Raw genomic sequence first — 15,460 nt, 5'->3', positions numbered from 1 at the left:
GCCTTTGCCACAGGCTCTGCTGATGCAAAGGCTTAGGGCAAGTTTGAGCGCGCAAGCTGGGGGGCAAGAGGTGAAATCGGCTTCGCCGACGCGCCAAAGGCGCGCCCGTCGATGCCCCATCTTGCGCAGAAAAAATCGTGGGCTGGCTTCAAGGCAAGCGAAGTGCGGCTTTGAACCGTTCCGAGTCATTTGGCTAAGGCCCCACATGAACAAGCCTGGGACTTGCTTGACCAAGGTGCATTCCCTTGTTGGAACGCACCCGACCGGGCGGAGCATATGGCGGACTAGGCCTGATCTTGACTGCTAGAGGGATGACGGCTTGGGCGGTTATATGCCGCTGGCCACCGCCGTCGGCCAAACTGGCACGCTCAACTGGCTCCACACCCACCATCATGGCGCACCCATCCTCACCACCAATGCGGCGGGCAGTGTGGTCCCCTATCCGGCCCATGCGGTGCTGGGCTTCCCCGGCCAATTTGCCAACTCCCAACAGCTTGCGGGCGCACAGCACTATTACAACCGCTACCGCGATTATGACGTCAACACCGGGCGCTACATCCAAGCCCACCCCATTGGGCTCGCTGGGGATGATAATCCTTATGCTTATGCGAGGGGAAATCCGCTTAGATACAAAGACCCCTCGGGAGAGTTTGCTTTTCTCTTTGTTCCTGCGGCTTGTGTTGGCGGCGGTTGTCAGGCTGCGGTAGCTGCAACAGGCGCACTTATAGGTGGGGCAATTGCGTGGACAGCTTTACATCCGATGGGCAAGCCGGACAATGTTGCCCCACTTCCCATACCCCTTCAAAAAACGGATTGCCCTGTTAGCAAAAATGGCAAGTGCCCGCCTTGTCGCACAGTTATTGGTCGGATCGTGCCATTGGGAACCATTGTACTTCGACCACTTGATAATCCAAAACGGCCACAGCATGGTATCGTTGGCGCTCATTATAACCTACTTATCGCACACCAAGCACCGATCAACTCTCCCAGACCCTGTAAATGTTTCTGGCGGCCAGCTGGCGCTGTCGCTCCCGGTAATCTTCCGGTCGGTGCTATTCCTGTGGAGCCATTCCCGAATTGAAGGTGGATAAATGACAGAACAAGCCAAGTATTTTGATGGGAAGGATGTTCGCTTAGGTGACAGCGTTCGCCTTGCGGATGATCCAAGCGGTGTGGTCGTATACGTAATTGGCACTGGAGAAGGGGACGAGAATAATCCGCCTGGTTCATGGGACTATCTCGAAAGAGGTGTAATGATAGAATTCGAAAAATACGGACTTCATCACTATCCGGACCCAAGCGAAGAGCCCGACTTGTCTCTTATTTCACGCAGCGTTTAACTCCAATAAGGTTATAGCCCTTAGGGCCATCCTCCTGATTGCTGGTTGGTTATAATGCGGGAGTCTTGATCACCACATTGTTGGTGAATTTATCTGGCTGATGCCGGAAGTGGGGGCGACAGGGCCAACAGGGGGCGATGATGGCTTGGGTGGCTATATGCCGCTGGCCACCGCCGTCGGCCAAGCTGGCACGCTCAACTGGCTCCACACCCACCATCATGGCGCGCCCATCCTAACCACCAATGCGGCGGGCACCGTGGTCCCCTATCCGGCCCATGCGGTGCTGGGCTTTCCTGGCCAGTTCGCCAACTCCCAGCAGCTTGCAGGCGCACAGCACTCTTACAACCGCTACCGCGATTATGACGTCAACACCGGCCGCTACATCCAAGCCGACCCGATTGGGTTGGCGGGGGATGATAATCCTTATGCTTATGCTGGTGGGAACCCGTTGCGGTTCATGGATCCATTGGGGTTGGAGACCATCTGGGAGCATTACACGGGACTACCGGATTCATATCGGGTCAACACCATCAATGTCCTTGCGGGATGGTCTGATACTTATACATTTGGCGTAACATATGGACTGCGTAACTTAATCGGTGCAAATAAAGACGTTGATCCTTGTAATCCCTATTATCTGGGATCCGCAATTGCAGGACTAATTTCGCCCGGTAGTTTTGGTAGAAAGTTTGCGGAAGAAGCTGGACCGGCCGGGGCTTTGTTTGGACGGTCGCGGCTTAGAAACGGCGTTCCGTCATTGTTCAATAGTGGAAACTTCAGATTAGGATGGAGCTGGAATCCGCAAGGATGGCTTGGTGCGAGAAACTATTTCGGAGTTCATGGCGGAGTGCCAAAAACTCCAAGTCACTGGCACATTACACCTATACCCGGCCCGAAGAAAGGATCTCGTTGGTGACTTATTTTGGACTTCAAAATCTTGCTGATCGAATAAGCAAGCTTGAAAAGAAATTCATTCACGGGGCTGCTAGATGCAGCATGGCAATCCACGGCGATGAGTCAATAGACCTAAGGATTGAAGTATCGTCCAACCGCTTTTGTTCATTAGAGGTATCCATAACAGAACACGCTTTTGATTTGAATATTGACGGAAAGATAGGTGAGAGCGATTTATTACATGATGACTACGATTTTTACAAAATGATAACATCTATTGTATCTGGAGAAATTGTTATAATTTCGCGCAGCTTTCTAAATATTCGCTCATCGGAGACATTTTATTTATATGAAAATGGAATAGAATATTTCAATTCGTCGCAAATATCAATCCCATTCGTAAAGAAATATTCCAAAGAAATAACCTATTATTATGAATCATATTTGCAGACGGGCAAATAGTTACTTTATATTTTGATCACAGCACCATTACAACCGCTACCGCGATTATGACGTCAACACCGGGCGCTACATCCAAGCCTATCCGATTGGGCTCGCCGGGGATGATAATCCTTATGCTTATGCGGGTGGGAATCCGCTCAAGTACAAGGACCCTGAAGGGCTGTGGCTAGACACAGTCGCTGACGTTGGTTTCATTGGCTATGACCTATACAGGCCGATGAAGGACAATGTCTTTGGCCGCAATTGCCCAGATACACTCGGCACAAACCTAACCGCCCTCGGTGCAGATCTCGCAAGCGCCTTCATTCCGGGCTTCACGGGTGGCGGGCTGGCTGTTCGGGGAGCTAAGGGCTTAGGCCATCAAAACCCTCTTTACAGAGCAGCGGTTAAGAGTTTCAAGGATGGGCCATTGACAAACGCTGGCCGGGCACTAACCAAGCATCCTGAAATACTTGGGATGACAAAAGATAACCTGAGGCAAGCGTTACGCTCAAATGATTCCGTAAATGCCGCTGCTCATGGTGCGTTACGGAACATTATGCGAAATGGCACAACAACGACTCCAACGATCGGAAGGTATGGCCCGGTCATTCAGGTGCAAGTCCCCGGAGGATTTGGAGCACGCTAGTCATCGGATGGAAATTTCATTGGCTTCATAGACCCATAAGGATGAAGAAGTGGCGAACTTTGAAAGCTATAGATGGCGTAAGACAACAGATATCGCCCGCGAGTATCCTTTGTTCGAACTTTTAATTGGAGACACCTCATTCCTCGATTTAGGATTTAATGACGACGGGATATTGGAGGTCTCGTTCAATCCAACTGCTGGCGGTCTACTTTTGTCCTGGGATCGTCTTCAAGAGTTGCTCAATGAGGGTAAAACGTTGGCGGAAGCTGAGTAGCTCGCTGCCATCTCTATGACCTCGATCATCGCATCGTGGGTGAATATGGGGCTACAGGCACCGCTGACATCAAGGCTGAATATATTTGGCTGATGCCGGAAGTGGGGGCGGCAGGGCCAACAGGTGGCGATGATGGCTTGGGCGGTTATATGCCGTTGGCCACGGCCGTCGGCCAAACTGGCACGCTCAACTGGCTCCACACCCACCATCATGGCACTTCGTGCCTTAGCTGTAACGTGCATGCCTTTGGAATGTACCCTGCCGTATCAAGCCACCGAAAAGTCTTAAGGTGGAAGCTGGGGCGTTAAGGGGCGTGGTTGAATGCGCACGTTGCTGCAAAAACTGGTACTCACCTGCCCCGGTTTGTGGCTGATGCTTAGCCATAGGCCTTGGCAATGGACGCCACATCGACCACATGAGCCCGATGAATGTGATGACACGTCGCGATACACTGATCAGCTTGGCAGCCGGGGTTGGTGCGGCCTCCGCACTCCCTCTCGAGGCTGACGCGCAAACCCCGCCAGCCGTGGACCGCCGTCCGCGCTCTTATGATTTGATTGGGCAAGCCGCCCCGGCAACCAATCTGCCCCGCTTTGGTGGTGGGCGTCTGACCGAGGCAGACTTTAAGGGCAAAACCACGATTGTGCAGTTCTGGGGGATTTGGTGCCCGGACTGTCTGGCAGACGCCGATGATGTGGCTGAGCTCAACCGATTGATTGAACGGGATCGGGCGCTGCGCTTCATTGGTATTCACACGCGCGGTCGTTATGGCCGGTGGGGTGGTCTGGCTGAGTTCTTTGCCGAAAAAGGATATCGCTTTCCGGTTGCCATTGATGATGACAGTGCGGCCTATCGGGCGTGGAACATCAAATGGGTGCCGAGTTTTGTAATTGTTGGTCCTGATGGCATCATCCGGGACTTTACAACCGACCTCAAAGCGGGTTCGGGCATTGGGGTGCAAGGGCTTCTGACAAAGGCTCGAAATGTTGCGAGATTGAAAACACGCACTTAACCATTCTTCCTAACGCAAACGTGAAGCCTGGCGTGGATAATCCGGCACCATGTCAGAGATTTTGTTCAGGTCCGGCCCTTGTTCTGCCCAAATTGCGCCCGACATAGCCGGCCGTGCGCCAAGCGGGCCGCCGAATGGAAATAAGAATTTGCGAGCTGCCCTGCCGCCAAAAACCTCTGACCTCCTGCGCGAGCTGCATGACGCCTTCCCCGGCGATGAGCAGGTCTCGGTGCGCGATGTCCTCAAGCGCCTCGACGGGCGGGCCTTTGGCCTGTTGCTTTTGATCTTGGCGCTGCCCAATTGCATTCCCAATGTACCGGGCATTTCGACGATTTTTGGCATTTTGCTGGTTGCCCCGGCCTTGCAGATGATTTTCGGGGCTGGCACGCCGTGGATCCCCAAACGGGTTGGCGACCTGAAGATTGATTCTGTGACATTCCGCAAAGTGATTGACGTCTCTTTGCCGACTTTGCTGCGGATCGAAAAACTGGTGCAGCCGCGCTTTCAGTTTCTGACCCAAAAGCCTGCCACCATCTGGTTCGGGGTGCAGACCCTGATCCTCGCCGGTATTCTGACCCTGCCCATTCCGTTGGGAAATTGGCCGCCGGGCATGAGCATTGCTGCCTTGGCGATTGGGTTATTGCAACGCGATGGCCTGATGGCGCTGGTCTCGTTCGGCTTCTTCCTGGTCAGCCTGGCAGTGGCGCCTTTGGGCATCGGCATGGCGATAGCCGGGCTGAACTGGCTTTTGGGTGTGGCCGGTGATGTTTGGCATCTGTTGCCGTTCTAAGCACGGTCTTGGTTGAGAGAGCGCCTCGCCCGGCCAAGGCGGTGGTGATCTAGAGTTTCGGCTTGGTCAGCCGCCCGATCGCCAAGCCGATGACCACAACAGCCAAACCAAAGAGCGCGCCTTGCTTCACATAATTGAGTGATGACCACAGCATCAGGGCGCTTGAGGCGGAAAAGACCAAGGGCAAGAGTGGATAGAGTGGCACCTCAAAAGGTCGCGCATGGTCCTTGAAGCGCTGCCGCAGAACAATAACAGCCAGTCCGCTTGCCGTCAGAAATGCCCAATAGACCGGGGCGGTATAATCCACCAATGTCTCAAAGCCCTGATAGACCGCACCCAGACCGACGAGGACGACCGAGACTGCGCCTTGGGCCAAGATGGCGTGGGCGGGACTGTCGCGTCGCCCATCCCATTGCCCGATCCAATCCAGACCTGCCCGCTCGCGCGCGGCCGCAAATGTGGTGCGCGCACCGACAATAATGGTGCCATTGATTGATGTGATGGCAGCGGCGGCGACCGCAATCGCCAAAACCACGCCGGCATGGGGGCCAAAGGCGCGTGCCATTAAATCTGCTGCCGGGGCTTTGGACTGGGCAAGCCCCTCAACACCCAGCCCACGGATCAACGCCCAATTGGCAAGCAGATAGAGTAAGGTGATGATGACGACCGCCCCCACCAAAGCCTGCAACATGCCACGGCGGGGATTTTTGACCTCAGCCGACAGGGTTGCCATCTCGCTCCACCCCCCAAAGGCCAAGAGGACAAACACCAAAGCATAGCCGACACCCGCCGGGGATGGCGCGGCACCGGCCCCAGATGTCAAAGGCGGGGTGCCAGACATGATCAGCCAAGCGGAGGCGGCTGTCAGCGCCAAAAGGCCCAAAACTTCGAGGCTGGTGATGGCATAATCGGCTGTCGCACCCCCGCTGGTGCCGCGCAAATTGAAAAGTGTCATCACCACGACGCTGATCAGAGCATAGAGGGCCGGGCCATGTGGACCCAGATCCCATACCAGATTGAGGTAATCCCCAATCACAAAGCCCAACAGTGCGATCGAGCCTGTGTTGATCACCGAAAACCGGGCCCAGGCAAAGGCAAAGCCGAACTCGCGCCCATAGGCTTTGGTGAGAAAATGATAGTCGCCGCCTGCGCTGGGATAGGCTGTTGCAAGCTCGCTATAACACAGGGCTCCGATCAGGGAGATAAGCCCCCCGACCAGCCAGACTCCATATATCGCCCATGCCGTACCAGCATTGTCGGCGACCAGAGCGGGCGATTTGAAAATGCCCGCCCCGACAACCATCCCCACGGCAATCATGATCACATAGGCGACCGATAAATGGCGCGTGGGTGCGGCCTGATCCGTCATTGGGCTGTCCCCAGAAGGGTCGGATCAGTCCTCATTTGCCGTGTGAGGCGCGGCCAAAGCCGGTATGATAGGCACCCAGATAGCCCCCTACGCTTTGTGTCATCAGCACGCCGACCTCTCCGGTTTGCGGATTGGCCCAGAATTGCGTCCCGGCTGCCCCGCCCCACAGCATCGTCCCGACCGGTGCGCGGGTCATATAGAGGTTGGAGTCCAGCACGACGCCAAAGCCCAGACCATAGCTAAAGCCTTGCTTGGTCAGAACAGTGCTCGCCTTGGCGTCCAATTGGTCGCGGCCCATTTCTGCAATCGAGGCCTCTGATAACAGGCGCACACCATCGACTTGGCCTTTGCCCGCAACCATGCGGGCAAAGCGCACATAATCTTCGAGCGTGCTGACCAGACCAGCACCACCGAGTTCAAGAAGCGGTGGGCTCAGAAACGGGCTTTTGGCCGGGGGATCGGCGGGCCGCAGCGCATCATGCTTGGGCACTTCTTTCAGGTCCACAAAATGGCTGGTCATGGTTGGTGGCTTACTCGACGCCGAGGCGTAATAGGCATTGGCCAAATTGGCCTCATCACCGGGCTGAACCTGGAAGCCCGTATGGGTCATGCCCAGAGGTGTGAAGATGCGGTTCTTGAAGAAAGTGCCCAAGCTTTGGCCCGAGGCAACTTCCACAATCCGGCCCAGCACATCAATGGCAACCCCATAAGTCCAGGCTTCGCCGGGTTGGTTGGCCAAGGGGGTTGCAGCCACCCTGTCCGCCCATTCTTGCAGATTGGCCGCGCGCGGGCCGGTATAGCCGGGGACAAGCTCGGCGGGTGCCCGTTCGATCCCATTAAGCGCATAGAGTTTCTCAACCGGGGTTTTGTTCCCCCACCAGGCAATCCCAGCCGACTGACGCATCAGGTCGCGGACGGTGAGGGGGCGATTGACCGGAACCGTCTTCAACGTCTCCAAGCTGTCACCACTCTCATAGACCTTCGCACCGGCAAAAGAGGGAATATAGGTTGATACCGGGGCATCCAAATTCACCTTGCCTTCTTCAACCAGCATCATGATGGCCACGGCAGTGATTGGCTTGGTCATGGAATAGATGCGGAACACCGTATCCTTGGTGATGGGCTTACCAGTTTCAATATCGGCCAGACCAACAAAGGTGGTTTCCATACGGCCTTGGGAATCCACCAAGGCGGCGGAGAAACCTGAGGCGACTTGTTTGTCCACGCCATCCTGCAGCACAGTGCGGATGGCCGCGATCCGCTCTGGCAAAACAGAGGGTGTGGGGCTGGTGGCGGTTGCCTTGGCCGTCTCTTTGGCAGCAATCAAGCCAGGAGACATCAAGGCAGTCGAGACGATCAGTGCCGCGAAAACATGCTTAATTTTGACCATGAACCAACAACTCCCAAAATCGTGTCTGTTTTGCCTGATGGCAGGCCTTGTTTTGTTTTGCCAATCATCGGTTTAATCTGACCCACAGGTCAAGGGCAAGCGCGTCGTCCGAACGATTTCAACACAGGCAGATCGGGCCAAGGGCTCAAGACAGGGGGTCGAACCATGGATCGTCGCAGCTTTCTTCAGGTCGGGGCTGTCGGCGCGGCTAAAGTCTGCATGGCGGGGGGCTTGGTAGGCGCTGCGACACCTGCCCGTGCTTGGCCGCTGGCACGCAAACCACATGTCATGCTGGGTATCGACCGGCTGGCCGCAGAGAATTTCACCCTGCTTGCGGGCAAGCGGGTCGGCTTCATCACCAATCAAACCAGTGTGGACCAGTCAGGTGCCATGTCGCGGGTTGTGCTCCAGCGTGGGTTGGGCAGCAATCTCACCGCTTTGTTCGGGCCAGAACATGGTCTGGATACGCGCGCGAAGGCGGGTGATCATGTTGATAATGCCCGCGACCCCGTGACCGGCCTGACGGCTTTCTCGCTTTATGGGCAGCATCGTAAACCGACGCCAGACATGCTGAGCAATGTCGATGTTCTGGTGTTCGACATCCAAGACATCGGCGTGCGCAGTTACACCTATATCTCCACCATGATCCTCGCGATGGAGGCGTGTGGTGAGGCGGGTAAGGAATTTGTGGTCTTGGATCGGCCTAATCCAATGGGCGGCGCATTGGTGCAGGGCCCGCCCTTGCTGCCGGGCTTTCAGTCTTTCGTCAGCCAAGTCCCGGTTCCGTATCTGCATGGTCTGACCATTGGTGAATTGGCACAGATGGCAATCGCTAAATCTTGGGTGACGCCAGCCCCAAAGCTGACCGTGGTGGAGATGGCGGGCTGGCAGCGCGCGATGAATTGGGCCGCGACCGGCCTTGGCTGGGTGCCGACAAGCCCGAATATTCCCCATTGGCAATCGCCTTATTATTGCGCCACCACCGGCATTTTGGGGGAATTGAAGCAAGTCGATATCGGCATTGGCACACGCAAGCCGTTTCATTTTGCGGCCGGGCCGGGAATCAATGGCCGCACCATGGCTTCTGACCTCACTCGGCTGGGTTTGCGGGGTCTCAAATTCCGGCCCTATCGCAGCCGGACCAAGCGCGGCTTTGGCGGGGTTGAGGTGCTGATTAATCCCAATGACACGCCTGACTTAATGCCCGCAGCCATGGCCTTATGTGCCGAGGTAGTGGCCCGGTCGGGCAAAGCGCCTTTGACCGCAAGCCCCGCCTCAACCCGCAGCCTGTTTGATAAAGTCTATGGCAGCCAAGCCCTGTGGCAGACCCTTACGACCGACGCATCCTGGCAGGATTTGGTCACAGACTGGGCATCCAGCCTAACCGCCTTTGAGACCGAGCGCCGCCCCTTCTTGCTCTATAATTAAGGGTCAGCCCACAATCAGAAGAGCCTGACCGGCATTGCCGATCAGGCTCTGGATTGCATCAGATGTCAGACGGCTGCCGTCTGCGACCGTTAGGCTGCCTTGTCGGACTTGCCAGACTTGGCTTCGCCTTCGATCAGCGGGGCATCATTGGCGCTTGCACTGGCCGAGCCCACATTGATGGCGATTTTGCGGGGTTTCAGTGCCTCAGGCACTTCACGCACCAAGAGCAAGCTCAACATGCCATGCTCCAGATTGGCACCGGTTACACGGACATGGTCGGCCAATTGGAACCGGCGCTCAAAACCGCGCTCGGCAATGCCACGGTGCAGGAAGGAGCGGCCTTCCTCGCTGGCCACCTTCTTGCCGGTGACGGTCAACAGACCTTCTTTCAGTTCGATCGAAAGGTCATCGGGACCAAAGCCGGCAACGGCCAGTTCGATGCGGTAAGCATCTTCGCCGGTTTGTTCGATATTGTAAGGGGGCCAACCAGTTGCACTATCCAGCCGGGCACCGGTTTCAATCAAATGGGCCATGCGGTCAAAGCCGACAATGGTGCGATAAAGGGGGGTAAGATCAATGGTACGCATCGTGTCCTCCGAGAAGCGACAAGTTCACACGGACAGCGGGCCGTGCACCCGCAGGAAGGCTTGACCTGTGATTCCGACGCTCTGCTCAGCAAGCCAGAGGCGGCAGCAACCACAGGATTTTGGCGATCCTGGCGACCCGGTTTCGGCGTCGCAAGATACAGTTGGGAAGCCATTTTGTGGCTCGCAAGGGGGGGTGTAGACTTTCTGACAGGAGTTTCATGTCCTGAAGGCTTGAGCCTTGCTTAGAAACTGGGATAGGTTTTGCCTCCCAGTCTTGGCTCTGGGTGTGGGTCTGGGGGCCGATCCGGCTTTCCGTTAAGTTTGCCGGCGGTCATCGAGAGGAAATAAGGCGCATGACATTACGCGCTTGGGCACTCGCCGGAACGGCCAGTTTGATGGCTTTGAGTTCCACATTGGCGGCCCACGCCCAAGTGGCAGACCCTCAAGCCATGCCTGCAGCACCGGAGGTGACCCCGGCATCTGTTTTCATGCCGCCCGTCAACCCCGTGCCGCCGCTGGATGACCGGGCACGTGCCGCCCTGCGGCGGGCGGTCAATGGCGACCAGCGCATTGAAAGCCAGCGTGACCGCTGGCGCAATCCCGATGCCACGCTGCAATTCTTTGGCGTTCGTCCTTCCGATACGGTGGTGGAAATCTGGCCGGGGGCAGGTTGGTACACGTCGGTGATCGGGCCCTATCTCAAGCAGGGCGACGGCAAGCTGATCGTCGGCCATTTTGACGCGGCATCCTCTGACTCAAGATTCGTGCGCCAAGTTGTGGAGGCGTATCGGGCCCGCTTTGCAGGCAATCCGGCGGTTTATGGCTCGGTGACCGTTGTGCCCTTTGGTCCGCAGTCGGCTTTGCTGGCCCCACCCAACAGCGTCGACAAGGTTCTGACCTTCCGCAATGTGCATAATTGGATGGCGCAGGGATGGGTGGAAAAGGCTTTTGCCGATTTCTACACTGTGCTGAAGCCCGGCGGCATTCTCGGCATTGAGGAGCATCGTGGTCGCACCGATGAACCGCAAGACCCGCTGGCGCGCGATGGCTATGTGCGCGAGGATTATGTGATTCAAATGGCCCGTGAGGCGGGTTTTGAATATATTGGCAGCGCGGAGATCAATGCCAATCCTGCCGATACCAAGGATCATCCCTTTGGCGTCTGGACGCTGCCGCCCGTCTCGCGCACATCCCCGATTGGCGAGCCTGATGACCCGGGCTTTGATCGGGCGCGCTATGACGCCATTGGCGAAAGCGACCGGATGACCCTGCGGTTCCGCAAGCCTTTGGATGCGACCGGGGTTGGACCACCATCACGGCGCATGGCCGCTGCCGATGTGCCTGTCACCATTATTCCGGGTCCACCTCCACCTCCGCCAGCTCCTCGGCGCGGACGGCGCGGGTCGCCACCCCCGCCGCCACCTGTAACCCCGGCCGCAACATCTGGGACACAAGTGGCCTCGGCTGAGCCAACAGCGCGAACCGGCACCGTCACACCACCGGCTGCGGCGACGTCTGCGACGCCAGCAAATGCCACAGCGCCGACGGGCGAGGCTGCCAAGCCTGCAACGGCTGCACCAGCGACAGCCTTAAAGCCCGCGACAGAAACAAGTCCTGCAGGCCGCACACCCCCATCAAGCGGTCGACGTCAGCCACCCGCAACAAGCAAGGATGGTCGGGCGACACCGCCACCTGAGGCGGCTGCAAAGTCAGACACTGCCGCGCCTGCATCGGCCTCAACCCGGGATCGGGCGCGCGACACCACGGCCTCTGGGGCAAGCACGCGGGGCCAAAATCCTGCGGCAGGTGGTGCGCCCAAAGCTGGGTCTAATGAGCGGGCAAACGCCACGGCAGAGCCCGCACCGACTGGCAAATCCGGCAGTGCGCGCCCACCTCAGGCCGAGCCTGCGAAAGACCGGTCTGCCCCGGCTGAGACCCCAGCGACCACCGAGCGAGCTGCGCGCACCAAAGCGGGCAAGACGACCAAGGCTGAAGACACGGAAGCCCGGCCAAATTCAACCCGCGCGTCCCGTCGCGCGGCGGCCGAACCTGCAACGCCAGAGCCAAAGACAAAGTCTAAGTCCAAGACCAAAGCCAAGGCCGACGAGGCCCCAAGCCGTACACGCAACAACACCCGTCAGGCCAATCAGGAACGTTCTGAGGCCGCCCGGCGCAAGCAGGCTGAGCCCAAGGATAAGGCCAAAAAGGCAAGCCCCGCCCGCAAAGGCTCGGCACCTGCTAAGCCGGATCCCAATAAGCCAGACTGGATTTTGCCGCCAAAGAAGAAAAAGAACTAGCGCCGGGTGAAGCCGTGTCTCACTTGTCCGTGACCCCGCCCAATAGGGCTCGACTTTTGCAGCGGGTTCAGCGACATGTCGCGGCTCTGGCGAACGCGCAGTCGCGCCTTCTCTGACGCGCCTAATTTTGCCTGTCCTTCTTCGTCCAACAGGAGATGATCTCATGTCCAAACAGTCCAAACCCTTCCTGCCGATGATCCTCGCCGCGGCCGCCTTGGCACTTCCGATGACGTTCACTTCTGCCCATGCCAAGCCCGCCCAGACGGCCAAGCCCAAGGCGTTGAGTGCGCAAGCGGTGGTTGATGGGGCTTGGCGGACACCGGAGGATCGCGCCCGTGATGGTGCACGCCATCCGGTTCAGTCGTTTGCCTTCTGGGGCATCAAGCCCAATATGACCGTGGCAGAAATCCGCCCCGGGGCGGGCTATTGGACCGACCTTCTGGCCCCCTATCTGGCCGCTGGCGGTGGCAAGCTGATCGTGACCTCGGGCGATCCTGACAAAATGACCGACGCACAAAAGGCCAACCGGGATCGGTTCCTCAAGCGCTATCAGGACAATCCAGGCCTTTATGGCAGTCTTGAAGTTGGGGTTTTTGCGGCCAATTCCGACAAACCACTGGCTGCGCCCGGCAGCGTCGATTTGATCATCAGCTCACGGAACTTCCATGGATTTGTGCTCCAAAACATCAAGGATTATGCCTTGAAGTCGATGTATGATGCGCTCAAGCCTGGTGGTCTCGTTGCCATTGAACAGCATCGCGCCGACCCAACAAAGCCGCAAAATCCGTCGACGGGCTATCTCCGCCAGGACTGGGTGATCGCCCAGATGCGGCAGGCAGGCTTTGAATTCGTCACGGCCTCTGAACTCAATGCCAATCCCAAGGACACCAAGGACCATCCGTTTGGCGTATGGACCCTGCCCCCCACGTTGCAGACCGCACCCAGCGGCCAGCCAGCCAACCCCAATTTTGACAATGCGAAATACAAGGAAATCGGCGAGAGCGACCGGATGACCTTATTGTTCCGCAAGCCTGCGCGTTAAATCAGCAAGGGCTGCTTGGCTCAGACAGCTTTGCCCTGAAAGACGCCACGTTGCAGCTTTCAGGGCAAGCTTACCAATGTTTCAGGTGACAGAGCGCAGACCTGATGCCAGACAAAGCTATGTCTATGCGCCCAGACTTCTTTGCGACCCTCGCCCTTGTGATCGGGTTTGGCCTAGCCGGCACAGTGCAGGCTGACGATCAGGCCAATCGGCAAGTGCCCATCAAAAAGCTCTTGCCCTATTATGACCTTTATCTGCAGCTTGCGCCGACTGACCGTGACGGCTTTCGGCTCGACTATCTGATTGGCGTCAAAGAAGGTCAGCCCAGACCGCGCCTGACCTATGTGAACGGCACTCAGCGCATCCCCATCCAATTGGACAGAAGTGGCAAAGTCCTCAATCTGCCCGATCAAAATCTTATTCGGGCTGGCAAGGTGGAAATCGCTGGGGGCGGACAGTCTGGCAGCATCACATTGAACCTAGAGCCTGTCGTGCCGCTTGCCCGCACAATCCCGGCCACCGCAGCCGCCAATCCGGTGCAGGATTATGCCAAAGCAATTTCACGGGCAGGGCCTCTGTCATTGGCCATTCCGAAATTGGGCGGGCTTGTGTTCAAAGGCGTGCCGAGTGGCCAAGTCGTTTTTGGCGACGGACGGCGCCTCAACTTACCTTTGGAGGACGGCAATCCCGTGTTTCGGCCAGCACAGGCGGCCATGCGCGGAGCCGCCACGCTGGAGTTTCCAGCTGTGCCGAGTAAGGCAGCCTTCACCCGCTAAGGTAAATGTGACCAAAACAAACCTGCCGATTTGCAGCCCAATCCACTTGCTTATTGCGTGGATCAGCTGAGATATCGAAGGTTGGTAACATCGACTTAACTCTCTTCTGCGACAAACAGCGCGTTTTTTACCATATTTGGTAAGCTGGAAACCGTCTGTATGCCCGGACTCAACTCACTTCATGTGCTTGTGGTGGATGACAATCCACACATGCGCTCGATTGTGGTGGCGATTCTGCGCGGCGTTGGGATCGGGATTGTGAAGGAAGCCAGCGACGGCGCTGACGCGATGGAAGTCATGCGGGCTGGTGTACCCGACATCGTGATCGTGGACCTGAACATGTTTCCGATTGATGGGCTGGAGTTCACCCAGATGATCCGGACCGCAGTCGACAGCCCGTTTCCTTTCGTGCCCATCATCATGATGACGGGGCATACGGAGCGAACCAAAGTGATGGCGGCGCGTGATTCAGGCGTCAATGAATTGGTGGCCAAGCCAATCTCGGCCAAAACCCTTCTCGATCGCATTGTGGCTGTGATTGACCGACCGCGAGCCTTTGTGAAGACCGGATCCTATACGGGCCCTTGCCGACGGCGTGGCTCGGGCAAGGACTATATCGGTGCGATGCGTCGCAAGTCCGACAAAGAGGCGAAAGCTGAACAATCCAGCCAACCGAAAGAAGAAACAGCATGAAAGCCGAGGCCCAAGTAGACATTATCGCCCCCAGCTTCCGCTTGCAGCGCAAGATGGGCGGCCCTGCCTCGCGCATGCTCACACCCGAGGCCTATCGCAAGGCCAATGCCGCGCTAGAAGCGGTCATTCCGCCGGTGGATGTCGAGGTCAAACGCTTGTTGGATGAGTTGCAGCAAGTTCTGATGGCGCGGGCACCGGGTGGTCGCGACATTATGTGGAACAATGCTCATGAGATTCGCGGCCTTGCTGGCACTGTTCGCAAAACCTGTCTGGGTCAGGCGGCCAATCTGATCTGCCATTATCTCAATGACACTGATTCTGACTTTCAACCGGACTTGGGCGTCATGCAGACCATTGTTGTGGTGGCCTTCCAAGCATTGCGTGATGATGCCGATACAGATCCGATGATCCAGGTCCTGGTCCAAGATGGTGCGCGCGCGGTGATTGCGCAACGTCACCGCGAAGGCCGCGATTAAAG

The 15,460-nt window shown here is 57.2% G+C and carries 16 protein-coding genes and 1 pseudogene; 14 read left to right on the top strand and 3 right to left on the bottom strand.

Annotation, left to right across the window (positions count from 1 at the left end; translation table 11 throughout):
- Positions 1–331: 331 nt before the first annotated feature.
- The 8 genes and pseudogenes from PbB2_RS16355 (at position 332) to PbB2_RS07760 (ending at position 5,400) form a co-directional block, all read left to right on the top strand.
- Positions 332–1,081: an RHS repeat domain-containing protein gene (locus PbB2_RS16355; RefSeq protein ID WP_108984754.1), complete on the top strand. Its 750-nt coding sequence runs from the start codon at positions 332–334 to the stop codon at positions 1,079–1,081.
- Positions 1,082–1,091: 10 nt separating this feature from the next.
- Positions 1,092–1,340 (top strand): hypothetical protein, encoded by a 249-nt coding sequence (locus PbB2_RS07795; protein ID WP_108984753.1) that lies wholly within the window; start codon positions 1,092–1,094, stop codon positions 1,338–1,340.
- Between the two features lie 100 nt (positions 1,341–1,440).
- Positions 1,441–2,256, top strand: a complete 816-nt coding sequence (locus tag PbB2_RS07790; RefSeq protein ID WP_108984752.1) for an RHS repeat-associated core domain-containing protein — start codon at positions 1,441–1,443, stop codon at positions 2,254–2,256.
- Positions 2,253–2,696: a hypothetical protein gene (locus PbB2_RS07785; RefSeq protein WP_133245756.1), complete on the top strand. Its 444-nt coding sequence runs from the start codon at positions 2,253–2,255 to the stop codon at positions 2,694–2,696. The genes PbB2_RS07790 and PbB2_RS07785 overlap by 4 nt, the downstream gene beginning before the upstream one ends.
- A 31-nt stretch (positions 2,697–2,727) precedes the next feature.
- Positions 2,728–3,324, top strand: a pseudogene (locus PbB2_RS16450) (RHS repeat-associated core domain-containing protein); the annotation flags it as partial.
- Between the two features lie 49 nt (positions 3,325–3,373).
- On the top strand, positions 3,374–3,598 hold the full coding sequence (locus tag PbB2_RS07775; RefSeq protein ID WP_108984750.1) for a hypothetical protein: 225 nt from the start codon (positions 3,374–3,376) through the stop codon (positions 3,596–3,598).
- 424 nt (positions 3,599–4,022) lie between these two features.
- On the top strand, positions 4,023–4,610 hold the full coding sequence (locus tag PbB2_RS07765; RefSeq protein ID WP_238164913.1) for a TlpA family protein disulfide reductase: 588 nt from the start codon (positions 4,023–4,025) through the stop codon (positions 4,608–4,610).
- Positions 4,611–4,659: 49 nt separating this feature from the next.
- On the top strand, positions 4,660–5,400 hold the full coding sequence (locus tag PbB2_RS07760; protein WP_108984747.1) for an exopolysaccharide biosynthesis protein: 741 nt from the start codon (positions 4,660–4,662) through the stop codon (positions 5,398–5,400).
- A gap of 49 nt (positions 5,401–5,449) precedes the next feature.
- On the opposite strand, the gene PbB2_RS07755 is transcribed toward PbB2_RS07760, so the two are convergent.
- Positions 5,450–6,769, bottom strand: a complete 1,320-nt coding sequence (locus PbB2_RS07755) for an APC family permease (RefSeq protein WP_108984746.1) — start codon at positions 6,767–6,769, stop codon at positions 5,450–5,452.
- A 31-nt stretch (positions 6,770–6,800) separates the two neighbouring features.
- A complete protein-coding gene (locus tag PbB2_RS07750) occupies positions 6,801–8,159 on the bottom strand; it encodes a serine hydrolase domain-containing protein (protein ID WP_108984745.1) in 1,359 nt (452 codons plus the stop codon).
- Positions 8,160–8,324: 165 nt separating this feature from the next.
- Here PbB2_RS07750 and PbB2_RS07745 point away from each other — a divergent pair, with 165 nt between their 5' ends.
- Positions 8,325–9,587 carry an exo-beta-N-acetylmuramidase NamZ family protein gene (locus PbB2_RS07745; RefSeq protein ID WP_108984744.1) on the top strand — a complete coding sequence of 421 codons (1,263 nt, stop codon included), beginning with the start codon at positions 8,325–8,327 and terminating at the stop codon, positions 9,585–9,587.
- A gap of 89 nt (positions 9,588–9,676) precedes the next feature.
- Here the strand turns inward: PbB2_RS07745 and PbB2_RS07740 are convergent, their stop codons facing one another.
- Positions 9,677–10,174 (bottom strand): Hsp20 family protein, encoded by a 498-nt coding sequence (locus PbB2_RS07740; protein WP_108984743.1) that lies wholly within the window; start codon positions 10,172–10,174, stop codon positions 9,677–9,679.
- Between the two features lie 353 nt (positions 10,175–10,527).
- Between PbB2_RS07740 and PbB2_RS07735 the strand changes: the two genes are divergently transcribed.
- From PbB2_RS07735 to PbB2_RS07715, 5 genes are all read left to right on the top strand, one after another.
- Positions 10,528–12,471, top strand: coding sequence for a hypothetical protein (locus PbB2_RS07735; protein ID WP_108984742.1), 1,944 nt, complete (start codon positions 10,528–10,530; stop codon positions 12,469–12,471).
- Positions 12,472–12,634: 163 nt separating this feature from the next.
- The gene (locus tag PbB2_RS07730) at positions 12,635–13,513 is read left to right on the top strand and encodes a class I SAM-dependent methyltransferase (protein ID WP_108984741.1); all 879 of its coding nucleotides are present in this window, start codon (positions 12,635–12,637) and stop codon (positions 13,511–13,513) included.
- Positions 13,514–13,632: 119 nt separating this feature from the next.
- Positions 13,633–14,289, top strand: coding sequence for a hypothetical protein (locus tag PbB2_RS07725; RefSeq protein WP_133245755.1), 657 nt, complete (start codon positions 13,633–13,635; stop codon positions 14,287–14,289).
- A gap of 159 nt (positions 14,290–14,448) precedes the next feature.
- Positions 14,449–14,982 (top strand): response regulator, encoded by a 534-nt coding sequence (locus tag PbB2_RS07720; RefSeq protein WP_108984739.1) that lies wholly within the window; start codon positions 14,449–14,451, stop codon positions 14,980–14,982.
- The gene (locus tag PbB2_RS07715; protein WP_108984738.1) at positions 14,979–15,458 is read left to right on the top strand and encodes a hypothetical protein; all 480 of its coding nucleotides are present in this window, start codon (positions 14,979–14,981) and stop codon (positions 15,456–15,458) included. The genes PbB2_RS07720 and PbB2_RS07715 overlap by 4 nt, the downstream gene beginning before the upstream one ends.
- Positions 15,459–15,460: the final 2 nt, after the last annotated feature.

It is taken from the genome of Candidatus Phycosocius bacilliformis, assembly GCF_003112735.1.
In the GTDB taxonomy this organism is placed as follows: domain Bacteria; phylum Pseudomonadota; class Alphaproteobacteria; order Caulobacterales; family Aquidulcibacteraceae; genus Aquidulcibacter; species Aquidulcibacter bacilliformis.
The sequence above is the reverse complement of the archived record's forward strand: the minus strand, read 5'-3'. Positions and strand labels throughout refer to the sequence as shown.